At 31.6% G+C, this 17,741-nt stretch carries 8 protein-coding genes and 1 pseudogene; 1 reads left to right on the top strand and 8 read right to left on the bottom strand.

Annotated elements, in window-relative coordinates; genetic code table 11:
* Positions 1-396 (top strand): annotated as a pseudogene (locus ACY2RW_RS01660) (hypothetical protein); the annotation flags it as partial.
* Positions 397-913: 517 nt separating this feature from the next.
* On the opposite strand, the gene ACY2RW_RS01655 reads toward ACY2RW_RS01660, so the two are convergent.
* The 8 genes from ACY2RW_RS01655 to ACY2RW_RS01620 all read right to left on the bottom strand — a co-directional run bounded on the left by ACY2RW_RS01655 (position 914) and on the right by ACY2RW_RS01620 (position 17,632).
* Positions 914-2,959 (bottom strand): kojibiose hydrolase, encoded by a 2,046-nt coding sequence (locus ACY2RW_RS01655; RefSeq protein WP_490120946.1) that lies wholly within the window; start codon positions 2,957-2,959, stop codon positions 914-916.
* A 99-nt stretch (positions 2,960-3,058) separates the two neighbouring features.
* A complete protein-coding gene (locus ACY2RW_RS01650) occupies positions 3,059-4,510 on the bottom strand; it encodes a sugar porter family MFS transporter (protein WP_490120945.1) in 1,452 nt (483 codons plus the stop codon).
* 5 nt (positions 4,511-4,515) lie between these two features.
* A complete protein-coding gene (locus ACY2RW_RS01645; RefSeq protein ID WP_490120944.1) occupies positions 4,516-7,167 on the bottom strand; it encodes an alpha-L-rhamnosidase-related protein in 2,652 nt (883 codons plus the stop codon).
* A 1-nt stretch (position 7,168) separates the two neighbouring features.
* A complete protein-coding gene (locus tag ACY2RW_RS01640; RefSeq protein ID WP_490120943.1) occupies positions 7,169-9,691 on the bottom strand; it encodes a glycoside hydrolase family 31 protein in 2,523 nt (840 codons plus the stop codon).
* Between the two features lie 11 nt (positions 9,692-9,702).
* The gene (locus ACY2RW_RS01635; protein WP_490120942.1) at positions 9,703-11,472 is read right to left on the bottom strand and encodes an endo-dextranase; all 1,770 of its coding nucleotides are present in this window, start codon (positions 11,470-11,472) and stop codon (positions 9,703-9,705) included.
* A gap of 103 nt (positions 11,473-11,575) precedes the next feature.
* Positions 11,576-13,084, bottom strand: a complete 1,509-nt coding sequence (locus ACY2RW_RS01630) for a SusE domain-containing protein (RefSeq protein WP_490120941.1) — start codon at positions 13,082-13,084, stop codon at positions 11,576-11,578.
* Positions 13,085-13,102: 18 nt separating this feature from the next.
* Positions 13,103-14,584, bottom strand: a complete 1,482-nt coding sequence (locus ACY2RW_RS01625) for a RagB/SusD family nutrient uptake outer membrane protein (protein ID WP_490120940.1) — start codon at positions 14,582-14,584, stop codon at positions 13,103-13,105.
* A gap of 12 nt (positions 14,585-14,596) precedes the next feature.
* Positions 14,597-17,632, bottom strand: a complete 3,036-nt coding sequence (locus ACY2RW_RS01620) for a SusC/RagA family TonB-linked outer membrane protein (RefSeq protein WP_490120939.1) — start codon at positions 17,630-17,632, stop codon at positions 14,597-14,599.
* Between the last annotated feature and the right edge of the window lie 109 nt (positions 17,633-17,741).

The following is a 17,741-nucleotide window of genomic DNA, read 5'->3' as shown; positions in this document are numbered from 1 at the left end:
ACTAAAAATCCGAAAAGTGATGCAGGATATGATCTAAAACAAATTACCTCCAAAATGCATCTGATTGATAATTATCAGGATTTAAGTTTGTGGCTTTTAGACTTAGAGAACTGGCTAGATAAATATCAAAATTATATGAATCAAAAAAGCTATAACCTAGAAACTGAAAGATATTGGTACACCCATAAAATGGTTAGGAGGTCTTTTATGACTATCAAAAGAGCACTACCTAATATGTTTCATTATTTGGATAACCCTAGAATACCTAAATCCACTAACGCTATTGAGTCTTTTTTTGGGCATATGAAAGGACATTTGAACATTCACAGAGGTTTGTCTTACAAACACAGAAAGCAATACTTAATGTGGTATTTATTTTTTAAAAATAAAAAATAAGGTTTTTTTAAGCCATAAAACTTACCAGTAAAATAAAAGAGACTAGGAAAATCCTAATCTCTTTTTCTTACTGTATAAGGTTAATTTTATCGCTAATAAGTTGCTCCTCAGCAGTGCTTATGTCCTGTTCAAATTAACTTTGGGAATATAACAAATCTTGATGTAAAAATTACCAACCATTTTTTACCACATTACCACCAAAATATGGTATCTTATATAGTTTTAATACCATTTCTTGTTTGAAATTACTTTAAAAGAAAATGATGTTTTTTTTCATTAAATGAAAGAAGAAGAAAGTATATTCTTATATAAGTTTTCTTTTTATTCTGAAATAGAAAGGAAGAAAGAGTATTCTGTTGCTGTTTTTTCTAATGAGAAATGGTATATTAAGATTATTTTTCTTAATATTCTCTTATAGTTCTAAGAAATGGTTTAAAATAACCACAATAGAATTAAGTTTTTTTATCTGAATAATAATTAATCTCAAGATTAAAATTCGAGTTTGAAGTTATCTTAATTAATTTGATACTTCGTATGTAAGGTCTTTTAAGCCAACCCCTTTTATTTTTATAGCTTTCCAAGCTTTAGGAAGAACTGATTTTTTTTGAATAATTCCTCCATTATCTCCAATTTCCAATCCACCAAAACCATTTATCACAGCTTGCAACATTGCACCAGCACCTGTTGCAAAATAAGGATTTTTACTGGTTTCTGTTTCGGAAAATACACCAAAAGGTGGTCGTAAATTAGGTTTATGCGCTCTTTGAAAAAAGTAATATGCTTTTTCTGAATCACCCAATCGATTAGCAATAACAGAATAGATACCATGCGTCATTGCTGGACCTCCATCAACTTTTTTAGAATAGTAGTCTAAATTTTTTTTCATGGTTTTCTTATCCGATATTATTCCCAAAGGATAGCTTAATAAATTAACATCGGCTTGTTTTATCTGTTCTCCATTATAAGTTTCATACTCTTTAACTGTACCATCTTTAAATTTTCTTATGGGAATATTTTTGGAAATATGACTCCATTTTGGATTTGGTATTTTATTAAGTAACAAAGCAGCTTTTACAGCATAGTCTAATGAGAGAATAGCACCAGCATTTGTAAAAGCATTATTATCTACATTTTCTGCCCATTCATCAGCACATACTACATTATTAATCTCATATTCTCCTTTCTTATTTTTTTTTACTCTACTTATCCAATAATCGGCTACCTCTTTTAATACAGGATATCCTTTTTCTTTTAGCCAACTAATGTCTTTAGTTACTAAATAATAATTCCAAAAAGCAATAGCTACATCAGATGATATATGATGTTCAAAAGGTCCATTAATTGCCCAAATGGGAGTTTCTTCATCGCCTGTTTCAGCAGATTCCCATGGGAACATAGCTCCATCATATCCATGACTAAAGGCATTTCTTTTTGCAGCCTTTAACCTGTTATATCTATAATCTAATAGATTTTTTGCAATTTCTGGTTGTAGCAATAACAAAGGTGGGTACATCCAAATTTCACAATCCCAAAAAATATGCCCATTATAACCAATACCAGATAATCCCATGGGCGATAAACTATAGCCAGTATTTTCTCTTACAAAGGAGTATAGGTTATAAAGTGCAAACCTAATGTTTTTCTGATCTTCTAGAGGTCCGTCAATTTCTATATCTCCAAGCCAAAGTTCTGCCCATTCCGTTTTATGGTTTGCTATTAATTTTTCCTTACCTTCTAAATAAGCATACAAAGCTAATCTTTTACTCTCATTAATAGGGTCTTTATATTTGACAGTAGAACAGGTTGCTCCTATTAAAGAAAAATCTATGCTTTCTCCTTTTTTTAAAGATATTTCAAAGAACGTATTATTGTTTTCATCCTTTTTTATTTTGCTCTTTATGCCTTTTGAAAACAAAAAAGTAGTTGTAGCTGCTATTTTTTCTTTTCTAGTAGGAGTAAACCCAGAAACAGTATTTAAAACTATCTTTTTTCCATGAGCAGACATCTCTGTAGAATTTGTTTTAAGATCTTTAAGTATGGGACCTGCATCAATTTTATTTATAACCTTAAAGGTGATATCTTTTTTAGCAGTGATGGACACATTAACCAAGGCATTATAAGGTAGATTTCTTAATGCCATTACTTCAGAAGTTATACCTATTCTATCGTCAAACTGAGACATGCTTTGAAAGGTAGCAGTTTTCATATCTAACTTCTGGGAAAGTTTTTTAATAAGGCTTGGTTGCCCCAAAATACTTTTACCATCAGAAAAAACAATATCTAATGTACCAAAATTAATTCCTTGTACAATATTAGAAACACCATCTCCTCTTCCGTAAACATCATAAACACCATTAAGAATTACTTTGTCAATTTTTAATGGCGTTTTACTTGGCAAAATACCTATAACACCGTTGGCAAGAGTAACAGGAAAGTATTGATCTTCCATTTTGGCATGCTTTACCCATGTTTCTTGAGCAACAATATTATTTATAAATAAAACTGTTAAAAAAGCACATATAAATGAGAGTTGTTTTAAGAATTGGTCTTTATAATGCCCCATAATTATAATTTTAATGAAATTTGTTGGTAAAATACGCTATTACAGATTTATATATCAATCTATTAGGAACATATTAAACCAATTTTTAGTAAATGTAAATTATTTACTATTCTTTATAAAAAGATTTTCCATTTCTTCTAAAGTTTTCCCTTTAGTTTCAGGTATAAACCTCCATACAAAGAAAATTATAATTAGAATGAATACAGAAAATATAAAGTAGGGCAAAGCATTGTTCCAATCACCTCCATTAACTTGTAATTGATTTGCCTTACTATCTACAATAATTGGAAAGGTTTGAGACACAAAATAATTAGCTAACCATTGAGCTGCTACTGCTACTGCCATTGCTGCACTTCTTATTTTATTAGGGAATATTTCAGATAAAACAACCCAAACTACTGGCCCCATGCTCATGGCAAACGATGCTATAAACATTAAAATTCCGATAAGGCACAAAATTCCTTCAACCTTTGATATCGTTGGCAAACCTGCTGAGTTTAATTGGCCATAATCGCTAAAATACAATGAGCACCCTAACATTAAAAATCCAATTAACATACCTACACCACCTATTATTAGCAAAGGTTTTCTACCCAATTTATCTACAGTAAACATTGCAATAAAGGTAAATAACAAATTAACTGTGGCTAATAATATTTGTTGTAGCAAAACATCTTCTTTACCAAAGCCAAGTGCTTGTTCAAAAATATCGGCTCCATAATATAGCACAGCATTAATACCGGTAAATTGCTGAAGAATTGATAAAACCGTACCAATTATAACTATGGGTAATAATGATTTGGAAAATATAGAAACTTTTTTTTCTCGGGTTTCTCCAACCAACGATTTTTTTATTTCTTCCATTTCAGTTACTGCTATATCTTCACCATGTATGCGTACCAAAATTTGTTTTGCTTCCACTTCCTTTCCCTTTAACATTAGCCAACGAGGACTCTTAGGAACAAAGAATAAAAACACTAAAAATAAAAATGCTGGTATTAATTCTGACCAAAACATATATTTCCATCCAAACAGTACGTTTTCTGATTCACTTAACTGATTTCCAATAAAATATGTGACCAAAAAAACTACAAAAAAGCCTATAACAATGGCTAGTTGATAAAAAGTAACCAAATTGCCTCGTTTTTTTGCTGGTGCTATTTCTGCAATATACATAGGAGCATTCATCGAAGCAATTCCTATAGCTATTCCTCCTATAACCCTGAAAAAAACCATCATAGTTGTTGTTTCTGGCAAAATTTCAGGTAAACCAGATCCCCAAGCAGAAATAGCAAATAAAACTGCTGCTAATAACAAAGAACTTTTTCTTCCAACTGCTTTACTTAATATACCAGCACAAGCTGCTCCAGCTAAAGCTCCTAACAAAGCGCTACTTACTATGAATCCTTTTAAAGCACCTGTGAGTTCAAAATATTTTGAAAAGTAGAATTGAGTTCCGTTTATTACTCCTGTATCATAACCAAATAGTAATCCGCCAAGAGTAACTACAATGGTTATAAAATATATATTTATGTTACTATTTTTTGCCATTTTTTTTAAATTTTTATCAATCGAATAAAGTCTAACATAGCTTTATTTACATCAACATTCATATTCACGTTCCAGTCTTCAAGTACTAATTTTATTTGATTTTTACCTTTATGAAGTGTTACCTTATAATTATTGGAATATCCCCAATCTGACCATTCATCGGTACCTCGTTGAGGAAAAACCATAGCTCCCATAAAAGAATCGTTTACATAAAGTGACCTAATGGCACATTTGTTATCTGTATTCCAAGGGCCGCTACCGTTTGAATATTTAAAGTCTAGATAATAATCTCCTAGTTCTTCTACTGTAATATTTGCTATGAAGTTTTGGTTTTCATTATTGGAGAATTCTACAAATCCTGTTCCACTATAATTTACATAGTTTTTATCTGATTTTTTTGAGTAGTCTTCTATTTCTACAACACGAGGTGCTTCTTTAAATACCGTTACTGGCTCGCTTATAAAAGATTCTACTCCCTTACTGTCTAAGGCATTAACGGCATATTCACTCAACTTATCTATGTTCACATTAAAAGTTTCTTGCGAAGTATTCTCTATTAATTTACCATCCTTATAGATATTATAAGATGTTGCACCATCAATAGGATTCCATACCAACTTATCTTTTCGTAACTCAACTTTTGGAGCCGGAAGTGTGAAGCTATTAGGTACTAGGTTAATTTCATTGCCTTTGGAAAAATCGTTGTTTGCCATCTTTATTTTTAGCTGATGTTTTCCTGTTATGTTTCCAGAGAGTATAGCTTTTTGAACTTTTTTTCCATCTAAAAACACTTCCGAAATTTTATTGCCATAGCCTTCTACAGATATATCTAGAATCGCATTTCGATATTTAAAATTTTTCAAATCCCTAACACCTCCGTATACTTTGGGTATTGTAGGGGTAAACACCAATTTATCTGCTTCAAATTGCATCCCTAAGAAAACACGATACACCATTGCCAAATTACCTGACATACTCCAAAGCATACGATGGGAGTTTATTTCGGTTCCCATATAATCACCATTATCTGCCACCATATTTTCGTAATTGGTTAAATATAGACCTGCGGCTCTGTAAATAGAAGCTAACCCATGGGTCAATACTTTTTCGTTACCTGCTTTTGCTGCTGCCAGATTCCAATACGATTGTACAAAAGGCCAGATTCCGTTATTATGGTAAGGTGGGATTTCTGGTATTTGCGGGTAAATACAGGTTGCGCCATACTCGGTCAATGGTGATTTGTTTACTATGGTTTGGGCTTTTTCTTTGTCGGCAACATTAAATATAATCGCCAAGGCCTCTCCAAGAGCCTCGTATTTTTTTGAGGGTATCAAGTGGTTTCTACCATATAGATACTGTGCGTAGTACCCCTTCTCATTCATCCATAAATAATCATTGATGCCCTTTTTAATTTCTGAAGCTATTTTAGAATAGCTATCTGAAGGTTCTCCCAATATTTTAGACATCTTGGCTAAAATTATGTGCGTTTGGTAATGTACCACATTGGTTCCTAAGTTTTGGGACACATAAATATCTTTATTAGACATCCATTTGGGATAGGTTTGTTCTCTCCAGTCTAAAAAGGAAGATTCTCCAGAATACATTCCTGTTTCTTTGGACCTAATGGTTTTATAATCATCATCAACAGAATTTTTAATAATGGTGTAAGCTTTTTTTAACCAATCTATATCTCCGGTAGTTTTATACACTTCCCATGCAGCCAATGCCCAAGTAGTTCTATCGGATGATACTGGCCATGCACCACCAGAACCTGTATCTTGAATTATTCTATTACGCTTTACCTTCTTCATTAAACTAATTTTTGCCACCTCGGGTTCTAAGTAGGCAAATGCCAAATAAATACTGTAACTAATATCCCTGGTCCATACACCTCCCCATTTGGCACCGGTTCTAAAGGTGCTATCGGGCTCAATGGCCAATTTAGATTCTTCTAAAGACATGTTATAAAGTGCATCAACTATTGGTAAATTAGAACTATATCTTGGTGAAGTTGATAGGTCTTTTTTTAGTTTCCAATCCTTTTCTACATTTGGAATATATGGGTTTAAGGTTAGGGTAATTTCGTATATATTATCGCCATCTGGGTCTGTTAGTTTTAAAGCTCTCTCTTCTAAATTCACAAAATCCCATGTTAGGGGCAGTGCACTACCTGCAATGTACACGGTTTTAAAATCGTCTTTTGCTATTTTAGAGCCATCAGCACTTTGATAAAATCCTTTTTCTTTAAACTCTTCAAAAACTGGGGACATATCCAACCTAAACGTAAAGGCATAATCTACGGGCAATGTACTTTTTTCGATAGTAATTTGTTTCTCTTCTGATTTGCCAAAGGTATATACTGGTGATTTTTTTTGATTCGTAATCAAAATGTGACGGTCAACCCCTTGTGGTAAGTCATTATCTTTTTCATTAATACTGAATTTGAATGATAAAAGGTTAGAATACGTTTCGTTTTCCTGACTTTTATAATTGGACTTTAAATGCGTTGGTGTTAGCACCTCGGCCAAATTATCTCCTTGAATTACCGAATTGTCCTTTAATACAAAGCTTTGGGATTTGTATAATACGTTTTCTTTTTTTGAACAGCTAGCAAAAAGGATAAGTAGTAGCAGATATATCGGTTTAAAATGATTCATTCTATTTTTTTATTATGATGTTTTGCGTTTTCTTATTGTCTGGAATTCTAATATGAAGTATGTTTTCTTCAGAATTAAAATGATATCCCATGAGTTCAAAATCTCCATTACTTTTCTCTAAAAGCTTTTTTTTACTTAATTTCTTTAATTTTTTAGCGGCTAATAAGATATTTTTAGGTTTCTCCGAAAGATGTATCTGTACGTAATAATTTCGTTGTTCGGTTTTAAAGCCTCCGTTCAAGTTTGGTTTGTTAATTATTAACTCATCAAAATCTGTTTTAGAAACGTACTGGATTTTTGTTTTAGAGAATACATCCTTTTTATAATTGTTCGATTCACCATCATCTTCATAAAGTTCAAAAGGTGTTGATTTTCCTTTTTGTTTTGGGTAAATATCCAGTATTACAGGAGCATTTTTTATAGCTCCTATATATTGCATTACCGGCATCATTGGTATAATGGCACCTTCTTTAACAAACATGGGTATGTTATCAATACTTGTCGAGTAGGTAATAAAGGTATTGCCTTTATATTTTTTTGTAGGTGCATTAAAATCTATCCAATTTCCTTTGGGTAGATAGATTTCTTTTGAAGTTTCGCCTTCTTCAACCACAGGAGCTATAAGTAACTCTTTTCCAAACAAAAACTGATTGTCTATTTTATAGGTTGTTTTGTCTGTAGGATATTCTAAAAATAGTGCTCTCATTATTGGTAAACCAGTATCATAAGCCTCTCTCGCATAAGAATAGATATAAGAATGAAGCTTATATTTTAGTTCAATTGCTTGTTTTGCAATCTTTTCGGCATCGGCACCGAACAGCCAAGGTTCTACAGCATTGTTTCCTTCATGATGTGCTCTGCTTAACGGATTGAAAATACCGAACTGTAACCATCTAACATATAATTCTGAAAAGGCATCGTAATCTGTGATATCTCCACAATAACCAGATATATCGGTTGTCCAAAAAGGAATTAAACCCAATCCTGCTGAAAGTCCTAAAGGGATTTGATTCTCTAGGTTAGCCCATCCATCTAAAATGTTATTACCATTACCACTGTCTCCAGACCAACCGAATGTGTAACGTTGCATGCCTGCATAGGCAGCTCTTGTCATTTGAAACACACGTTGATTTGGGTTGCGTTTTTCAAATTGTTCTGTAACTACTTTATCCCAAGTAAACCCATATACATTATGAATTTCATCATGTGTTCCTAGATGATGCTTCATGTTTAATCTATCGTAGTTTTCTTCATTGCTCCACGCAGGTTCTCCCATATCAGTCCAAAAGCCTTTAATGCCATCATCTATAGGTTTCTGTTGCAAACTTCCCCACCAATCGGCTACATCTGGCTTTGTAAAATCTACAACACCTGCATTTCCTCCCCAAGGCCAAGGCATATCGTATGCTTTATTGGTTCTACTATCTTTTACCAAAAAGTTATTTGAGTTTGCATAATTCCATTGTTCTGTGTTTGATTGTGAAATTATTGGGTCTTGAGAGACAATTACCTTAAACCCTTCTTCTGCTAAATCTGATAGCATCTGTTTAGGATTGTCGTAATTTTCTTTTCGCCAATTAAAATTTTGCAATGCTTCTACCCAGCCAATGTCTTGGTAAATAATATCACAAGGAATATTGCGTTGTCTATACCCTTTTGCAATTTCTCTAGTAAGTTTTTCTGTAGTTAGCAATCCTCTACTTTGCGAGAATCCAAAAGCCCATTTTGGAGGCATGATTGGTTTACCTGTTAATTTGGTGTACGATTTTATAATGTCTTTGTAATTTTTGCCATAAAAGAAATAGTAAATAAATGGACCTCCAGGTGTTTCAAAAGAATAATATTCGTTAGAAGTTTCTCCAAAATTAAAAGTGGTTTTATACGTATTGTCGAAAAAAATACCATAATTATAATTACTCACAAAAAAAGGAATGCTTTTGTATAGAGGGTCTTCAGTTTCTGAGTAACAAGGTTTGTCACTATTCCACATAGTGTATGATTTTCCTCTTCTATCTAGTGTTCCTGATTTTTCTCCTAGACCAAAAAAGTGCTCGTCTTTTTTTAATGTTTTTCTTGTACTACTCTTACCTTTTTCGTTGTAAGTAAAAGCCGATTCTTTATAATCGCTTAATATTAACTTCTGGTATTTGTCAAAAATTTGAATGTTAAACGGTGCTTTTTGAATACGGATACGCAAATCGGCGGTAAACATCTCGAAAGCTGCGTTAGAATCTTGCACATCGATATTAAAATTGGGGTCAAAAACTTCGTTTATAACAGCAAAAGATGCATTATTTCTTTTAAAGTCTCCCTTAGGAGAAACCCAAAACCTTATAGTTTTAGAATCTAAAAACTTAAGCCCAAGTTTTATACTATCATTACACTTAAAAACAATATTGTTATTTTCTGTTTTTATAAAGTCTGAACATGATAAGATTTGATATTCCTGAGAATATCCTATTTGTATTTTTGTGAGCACAAGCACCCAAAAAATTATTTTTAATGTTTTTTTTACTGAATCCATAAAGAAGATTTTTAATTATATTCTATAACAATCATACCCCAATATTTTAAGGATGGAATTTTAAAGTTTAATCTATTATTCCGATAAGAGAAAGGTAATTCTTTTGAGCTTCCTTTATTTAAATCGGGCGATGCATACCATACTTTTTTAACGGTTTTATTATCTTCTAAACCAAGTATAAAATTCTCTATTGTTGTGGGCTCTAGTTGTTCGCCATTGGTATCCCTCCAAAGTAAACTATTACTATCGGTAAAGTTTAATAAATGTAGTACTTGTTTATTATTTACCTCTTTGCCAACAACCGAAATACTAGATGAAACCGGAGGCCAATTGTTAAGGTTTACTTTTCCATCGCCTGAAGTAAGTTGCGGATTGTTAAAGGTACCTCCACCTCTTAGTATATTTTGATAACCTGTTAAAAAATTATAATAGGCTTTTAAACTAGAGTTTAAATCACCACTTATTACAAGGTTTTCATTAGGAAAATATTCTTTGCCCAACATGTGCTCACCTAACTCTATGTGCGCTCCTCCAAACGCAAATATTACTGCATCTGCCAATAGAACTCCTGGAGCATTAAATGTACCTGAGTTATTTGCCAAATTATAGTTAAGGTAAGCAGCCAAAACTGTTTGTTTTGATTGATTTGATAATGAGTTATTGTTTTGAATAATGGTTGCTAAATCTTTAAACCCTTCATTACCTCTCCATACCTCTGTATAGGCAAAATCTACATCTTCATTTAAAATTTGAGACTGACCATATTGGTTTACGGCATTTAACACCATTCTTTTTTCTGGAAATCTTTGTTTTAATTTATTTAAAAAAGTGCCATAGGTGTTTGGTAAGTTTACCGCATTTCCTGCATAATCGTATAGTTTCCCTATATCACCTAATTGGTCTAAATGCCATCCATCAAAATCTAAATGGTCATAAATTTTCTGTGTCTTTTCGAAAATAAAATCTTGCCATTGATTGTTGGCTGGGTTTACAACCAAAATATCACTCAAAGCAAAATTGTCGTCTAAAACATGTTTGTTAATATTTTGATGGTTGGTATCATTAAAAAGCATCCATTCAAGAGATACATCGTCTGAACTATAATCTTCTAAAGCACCATATAATAAATTATAGCTCATAGAGGCAATGTTTTTACTTTTTGAAACTTCTATGTATTTTTTTACTGTACTAAAAAATGTTTCACGTCTGGCAATATCCTGCCATGTGCTAGCAGGCGAATTTCCATCCAATTTTAATGGTAAATGATGTTTATAGTGCCAATCGTAATACTGTAATCCGTTTATATTGAAATCCTTTAATTTATTTACTATTTGATTTATTTTGGGTTCAGAAATATTGCCAAACTTTGATAGGAACCCATATCTGGGAAACTTGGTCCAATCTGAAGAAACATCTACAGCAATTGTTCCTACAGAAATTTCTTCCTCTCCTTTAGATTGATACAACTCGACCATATAACCTTTAAAATCTTCTGATGGAGGTTGCCATTGCCAAGAGGTACCTGTTAAAGGCTGCTCTTCTATAACAGAATTAAGGTACTTGTATTTTATCTTTACATCACTAAAATTATTGTCAATCGTAAATAAAACAGATTCTCCTGGGTTATACCTAGCTTTGTTTTTTTTAATATCTATTTCTTTAATTGCACTTGGATTATCTGGAATAAAACTAATCTCTTCCAAATCTTCTTTTTTACAGCCATAAGTAACTATTAAAACAAATGATATAACTATAACATATATTAAACTATTTTTTTTCATAGATAAAACTGTTTTATTAGTACAATTTTGAAGACATAATTATTAGTAGTAGTGAACTCAAAAAAGCAAGTTCACTACTTACTAACTAACATTAATTCAAAAATTATTGTTTAACTATACTCATTGTTTGAGTATCTAGATTTATTCTTATTTCATAAGTACCAGCATCTCCTGAAACTAATTTCCATTTATTATCAGGACCATCACATTTAGTTGTTGTTATAAAATTTGTATCACTAATTGATTGCTCTTCTGTAGCAGGATTAATCCAATCTCCATCACACCAATCTCCTGTAAATTTTGATATTTTAAATTCTCCTGTGGCGTTATTAGCTCCTAATTCACCTTTAAAGACATATTCTCCATTAACATAATCTAACGCAGATGGGTTTGAGATGTTCCATCCATTAGGTCCTCCATCCCCAACTATATGCAATGTTATTTTTTTAAAAGAGATTGTGTTATTTTTAGTATCTAAGATAATCTTATATCTTGTACTTGTAGCAGCTGTTATTTGCCACTTATTGTCTATATCACAACCTTTGTTTTGATTTACAGAACCGTCTTCTAACATTGCGTTATCTACAGATGGTCTATACCACTCAGAACACCAGTCTCCTAATGGACCTGCAAAAATTTTAAATACTCCTGGATTTAACTGACCTTCGTAGAAGAAAATAAACGGGTTATTTTTATCTTGTGTAAATGCAGCTGGTGTATCTACATTCCATCCACTTTCTGATGCGTCTCCAACAATCCATAATTTATCAAAAGGAGGAAGATCTGGTGTTTTTTTAACAATTTCTATGTTAATTTTTAGATTTAATAAATCTACTGTTAACAAATATTCTTCATCTGCATTTAAATCATTTAAAATTTCCCATTGTAGATCGTCTCCACTTCCTTTTTCATTATAGACAATTTTGTTATCATCATTTTTGTCTTTAGTGTAAAAGTCTTGGCACCAACATCCATCTTGACTTACAGGAAATTTAAATTTTCCTTTTTTTAGAGCTCCTTTGTAAATAAATACACCTTTTTTGTCTTTGTCTGGAGTTAGTTGTGTTGCATTGGAAATATTCCAACCATTAGGAGTTGCATCGCCAACCATATAAAGGTTTTTAGAGACTGGTTTATAGGTTATTACATCAAAATTAATTAATGATATTTGCGTAGATTTATCTTGTAATACTTTGGCAGTTACCCTTGCTTTTAAAGCAACTTTTGTATTTGGAGAAATACCGAATTGCAAAAGTAAATTATTTAATGTTTCATGATTAATTTCGAAATTATAATTATTTTTTTTATCTGAAATAGGTTGAAGTAAAGGAACAGAAAAATCGTTTTCTTTGAAATCTAAATCAAGTGTGTAAGTAATTGCAGAACCTGTACCATTGTTAGTACCTGTTGACCAAGAAAATTTTAATTTCTTGTTAAATTGTAATTCTTTAAGTTCTGATATACTATCTGAAATTTTTAATGTTAGTTTATCATCTATATTATTTAGTGAAATATCTGTCAAATCTTGTTCGCAAGAGAATAACATTATTGCGATTAATGGAAGCAAAAGCCTATACATTATAGAAATTTTGTATTTTATATTTGTTTTCATTTTGTAACTTTTTTTAAATTAATACCCAGAATTTTGCGTTAAATTGGGGTTTCTATCCCTTTCTATTTGAGGTATTGGTAGTAGTAAATGTTTTTGAGATGCATTTGATTTTCCTATAGATTGCAAAAAGTCTAGCCCAAATTGTCCATTATTTACTCTAATTAAATCAAACCAACGTTGCCCTTCAAAAGCTAATTCTATTCTTCTTTCTTTTAAAACAGCATTTCTAAATGAATCTTTATCTAAACCAGATGTAATATTTGGCAAACCTGCTCTTTTTCTAACAGTGTTTAGAGGTTTTTCTGCCAAATTTGTTTGTCCTATTTCATTTAAAGCTTCTGCTTTCATTAATAAAACATCTGAAAAACGTAGCACAGGAAAATTCATTGGACTATTATCAAAAGTAGATATTACACTTGCTGGCACTAAAAATTTTCTAACATTATACCCTGTAAAAGAGAATGCAGGATCATATACTTTGCCGTCAAAATTTGGACCATCTTTATAAAGGACTGTGACATCTTTTCTTAAATCATTCTGTTCATAGGTATCTATAAACTCTTGTGTGGGCTGGTTCCATCCAAAGCCTCCACCTACAAACCCTGAACCTCTTGGTCCCATAAATGGGCTAGTCCAAGATGCTTGGTTTTCGTTATTCCAAAAACTATATCCAGCATTACTTGTGTATTGAACTTCGAATAAAGACTCTATAGAGTTTTCTTGATTTGGATTAAAATTATCTGCATAATTAGCATTTAAAGAAAAGCCTAAAGATTCTACTTGTTCTACAAGTGGTACAACTTCGCTCCATCTACCTAATGTAAGATAAACTTTTGCTAGCATTCCTAAAGCTGCACCTTTGCTAGCTCTACCAATATCGTTATTGCTATAGCTAGATTTGGTAGGTAATAATTCTATGGCTTTTTTAAAATCATTAATAATTAATTCATACACATCTTCTTTTGGTTTTCTTGATGGCATTAAATCTGTATCTGAAGATCCTGGTTCAGTAATTATTGGTACGTCTCCAAAATATCTAACTAATATGAAGTAGTAATGTGCTCTAAGAAAATACGCTTCTCCCATAGACCTGTCTTGAATTGCTTTATCTATGTCTAAAGCAGGTGCTACTTTTAATACTATGTTTGTCATTAAAATACCTGGCCAAGGGCCTCTCCATAAATCTAAAACTCCTGCATTGTCTGTAGCTGTTACAAAATTAGACATGTCTTGAGTTTCTATACCATCTGAGCCTCCACCAGCTCCAACAATACTATTACCTGCCATAATATCTGAAGTCCACATTCTTAAGTTATATAGCTTTGGCCATTGTAGGGGTTGGTATGCACCATTAACAACAGTAATTAACTCCTCTTTATTTTCTGGGAAATTTAAAGTATTTATGGTATCTGGAGGTGTTTTGTCTAAGAAATCGTCAGAACATCCTGAAATACTAATAATTAGTATAAAAATCGATATGAAATGTTTTATATTTTTCATTGTTTTATATTTTTAAAATCCTACATTTAATCCTAAAGAAATGGTTCTAGATACAGGGTATAAGTTGTTATCTATACCATTTGCACTTACTTCTGGATCAAAACCAGAATAATTTGTAATTGTAAATAAGTTTTGACCTGATAAATACAATTTAGCATAACTAAAAATGTTGTTTTTTAATTTATCTACAGGTACATTATAAGCTAAAGAAACATTTTTTAGCCTTAAATAAGAGCCATCTTCTATATATCTACTAGAAGCTCTTAAATTGTTATTAGGGTCTCCAAAAACAGCTCTTGGCATAGTGTTGCTTGTACCAACACCTCTCCACCTGTTTAGTACAGATTTAGAGTGATTTGTAGTTATAGCCATACCTTCTGTAATAATTCTATTTGCATTAAAAATTTCGTTGCCATAAACACCTTGTAAGAATATGTTTAAGCTAAAATCTTTATATCTAAAGGTATTGTTTATTGATAAAGTAAAATCTGGATTAGGGTTTCCAATAAATGTTCTATCTGAATCATTTATAATACCATCGTTATTTAAATCTTTAAATCTGATGTCTCCAGGAGATGTACTATTACTAGGAGAGTTTCCTGGCACTTGCAATGCATGATTACTAACATCTGCTTGGGTTTGAAATATACCATCTTGTACAAAACCGTAAAAAACATCTACTGGGTATCCTTTTTGAATTCTTGACAAGTTATAATTTAAGCCTATACTTCCTCTAGTTAAAGGAACATCGCTATTTATATTAATTACTTTATTTCTGTTTAAAGAAAATACAATATCAGAATCCCAGCTAAAATCTTCTTTTTGGATATTTTTTGTTGATAAAACTACCTCTACACCTTTGTTCTTAATTTGTCCTGCATTTACAAAAGGTACAAATATATCTGAAAAACCAGAAGTTACAGGAACAGCTTGAGGCACCAACATATCTCTTGTGTTTTTAACATAAGCATCTACTGTTAGATTTACTCTATTATCTAAAAAAGCAGCATCTACCCCAACATTAAACTGTTCTTGAGACTCCCATTTTACATTAGAATTTGGCAATGCTGTTGGTGCTACTGCACCAACTATAGAGTTATTAAAATTATATGAAATAGTATTGTATGTAGATGCAAAAGAATAATTACCTATTTCTTGATTACCTGTAATACCATAACCTAGTCTTAGTTTTAAATCGTTTACAATTTTAGATTTAAAAAAATCTTCATTAGATATTCTCCAAGCTAAAGAACCAGAAGGAAACGTACCGTATTTATTACCAGTACCAAACCTAGAAGAACCATCTCTTCTAACTGTAGCTGTTAAATAGTATTTTCTCTTATAATCAAAATTTGCTCTTGCAAAAAGCGAAAAAATAGACCACTCAGAATTTGAACCTCTAACAGTAGGTTGTTTTGTTCCGTTATTAAGCGTTTGGGTAGATTCGCTGGCAAAGTTTCTAATTGAGCCATTAATAAATTCGAATTTATTTTCTTGAGCACTTGTCCCAACAACCGCAGTTACGTTAATTCCGTTATCAAATCTTTTTTGGTATGTTAAGGTATTGTCCCATAAGGTTGTTACACTTTGGTTGGATCCTTCTGAAAGAAATGCATCTAACTGAATATCTGAATCCCATTTGTAGGATGGAGACCATGTGCGTGTTTTCCAAGAATTAATCTCTAAACCTAATAATGTTTTGAATTTAAAATTCTTTAAAAAAGTAAGTTCACCAAAAACTGAACCTTGAAGGTTGTATCCTTTTGTAGAATTTTTTATTGTTGTGGCTTTTCCTATAGGGTTTTCTACATCACCAGAAAAAACAGGCTGCCCAATTGGTCCAGAAAAATTACCATTACTTCTGTATATTGGTTGTGTAGGAAGTGACTGTAAAGCATTTTGGATATTAATATCTCCAGATGATTTAATATCGTGATTTAGCTTTAAATTATTACCAAATTTAATATTATCGTTTATATCTGTGTCTGAGTTGAATTGTACTATATATCTTTTATAGTTATCATTTATAATTATTCCATCTTGGTTAAAAGTATTAAAAGATGTATATATTTTAGATTTTTCACTCGCTCTAGTGTAAGAAAATGTGTAGTTTCTAATAAAAGATGCTTTAAAAAATGCGTCTAACCAATCTGTTCCATTACCAAGTGATTCTGGATTTGTAAAATTAGGATTAGGGGTTATTCCTCCATTAACTAACATTTCGTTACTTAGCTCTGCAAATTCTCTAGCATTTAATACATCCAATAAGTTTGTTGCATTTGCAATACCTGTAAAACTATCAAAGTTTAGTTCAGATTTTCCCTTTTTTCCCTTTTTTGTGGTTAAAATTACAACTCCGTTTGCTCCTCTAGATCCATAAATTGCTGTTGCAGATGCATCTTTTAAAACTTGTAATGAGGCTACATCACTCATGTTTATTTGATTTAACCCACCATTTAAAGGAACACCATCTACAACAATTAAAGGATTATTGTTACCAATAGTTCCTACCCCTCTAATTCTAAAAGTAGGGTTACTACCTGGTTGCCCAGAAGTAATAACTTGTACACCAGCTGCTCTTCCTTGTATAGCATCACCAACATTAGAAACTGGTTGTTCTTTAATATCACTTACATTTACAGTAGTTACAGAACCTGTTAGGTCTTTTCCCTTTATTTTTCCATATCCAATAATTACTATTTCTTCTAGAGCAGCTACATCATTGTTAAGTTTTACTTCAATAAATTTTTTATCTGCTAAAACTTCTGTGTTTTTATAACCAATATAGCTAACTATTAAAATACTTGATTTACTAGATACTGTTATTGTAAAGTTACCATCAAAATCTGTTGCTACTCCATTGGTAGTATTTTTTTCTAAAATAGATGCACCTGGTAAGGGTACTCCAGTCTCATCAATAACTTTACCAGTAATTGTAATATTAGTATTTTCTTGAGCTAATAATACTTGAAACGAAAAAAGAAAAATTAGTAAAAAAAATAATGTACATTTTTTCTCTAAAATCATTTTTAATTTATTTTTCTCCATCTTGTGTTGAATTTAATTTGTGAAAATTGTATAACTAGAATACGACACTTCAAAGTAAATGAAAAAATGAATTGAAAAAACCTACAAAAAATTTCATATAGATAAATAT

The organism is Polaribacter sp. 2305UL8-11 (assembly GCF_058147165.1).
The sequence above is the reverse complement of the archived record's forward strand: the minus strand, read 5'-3'. Positions and strand labels throughout refer to the sequence as shown.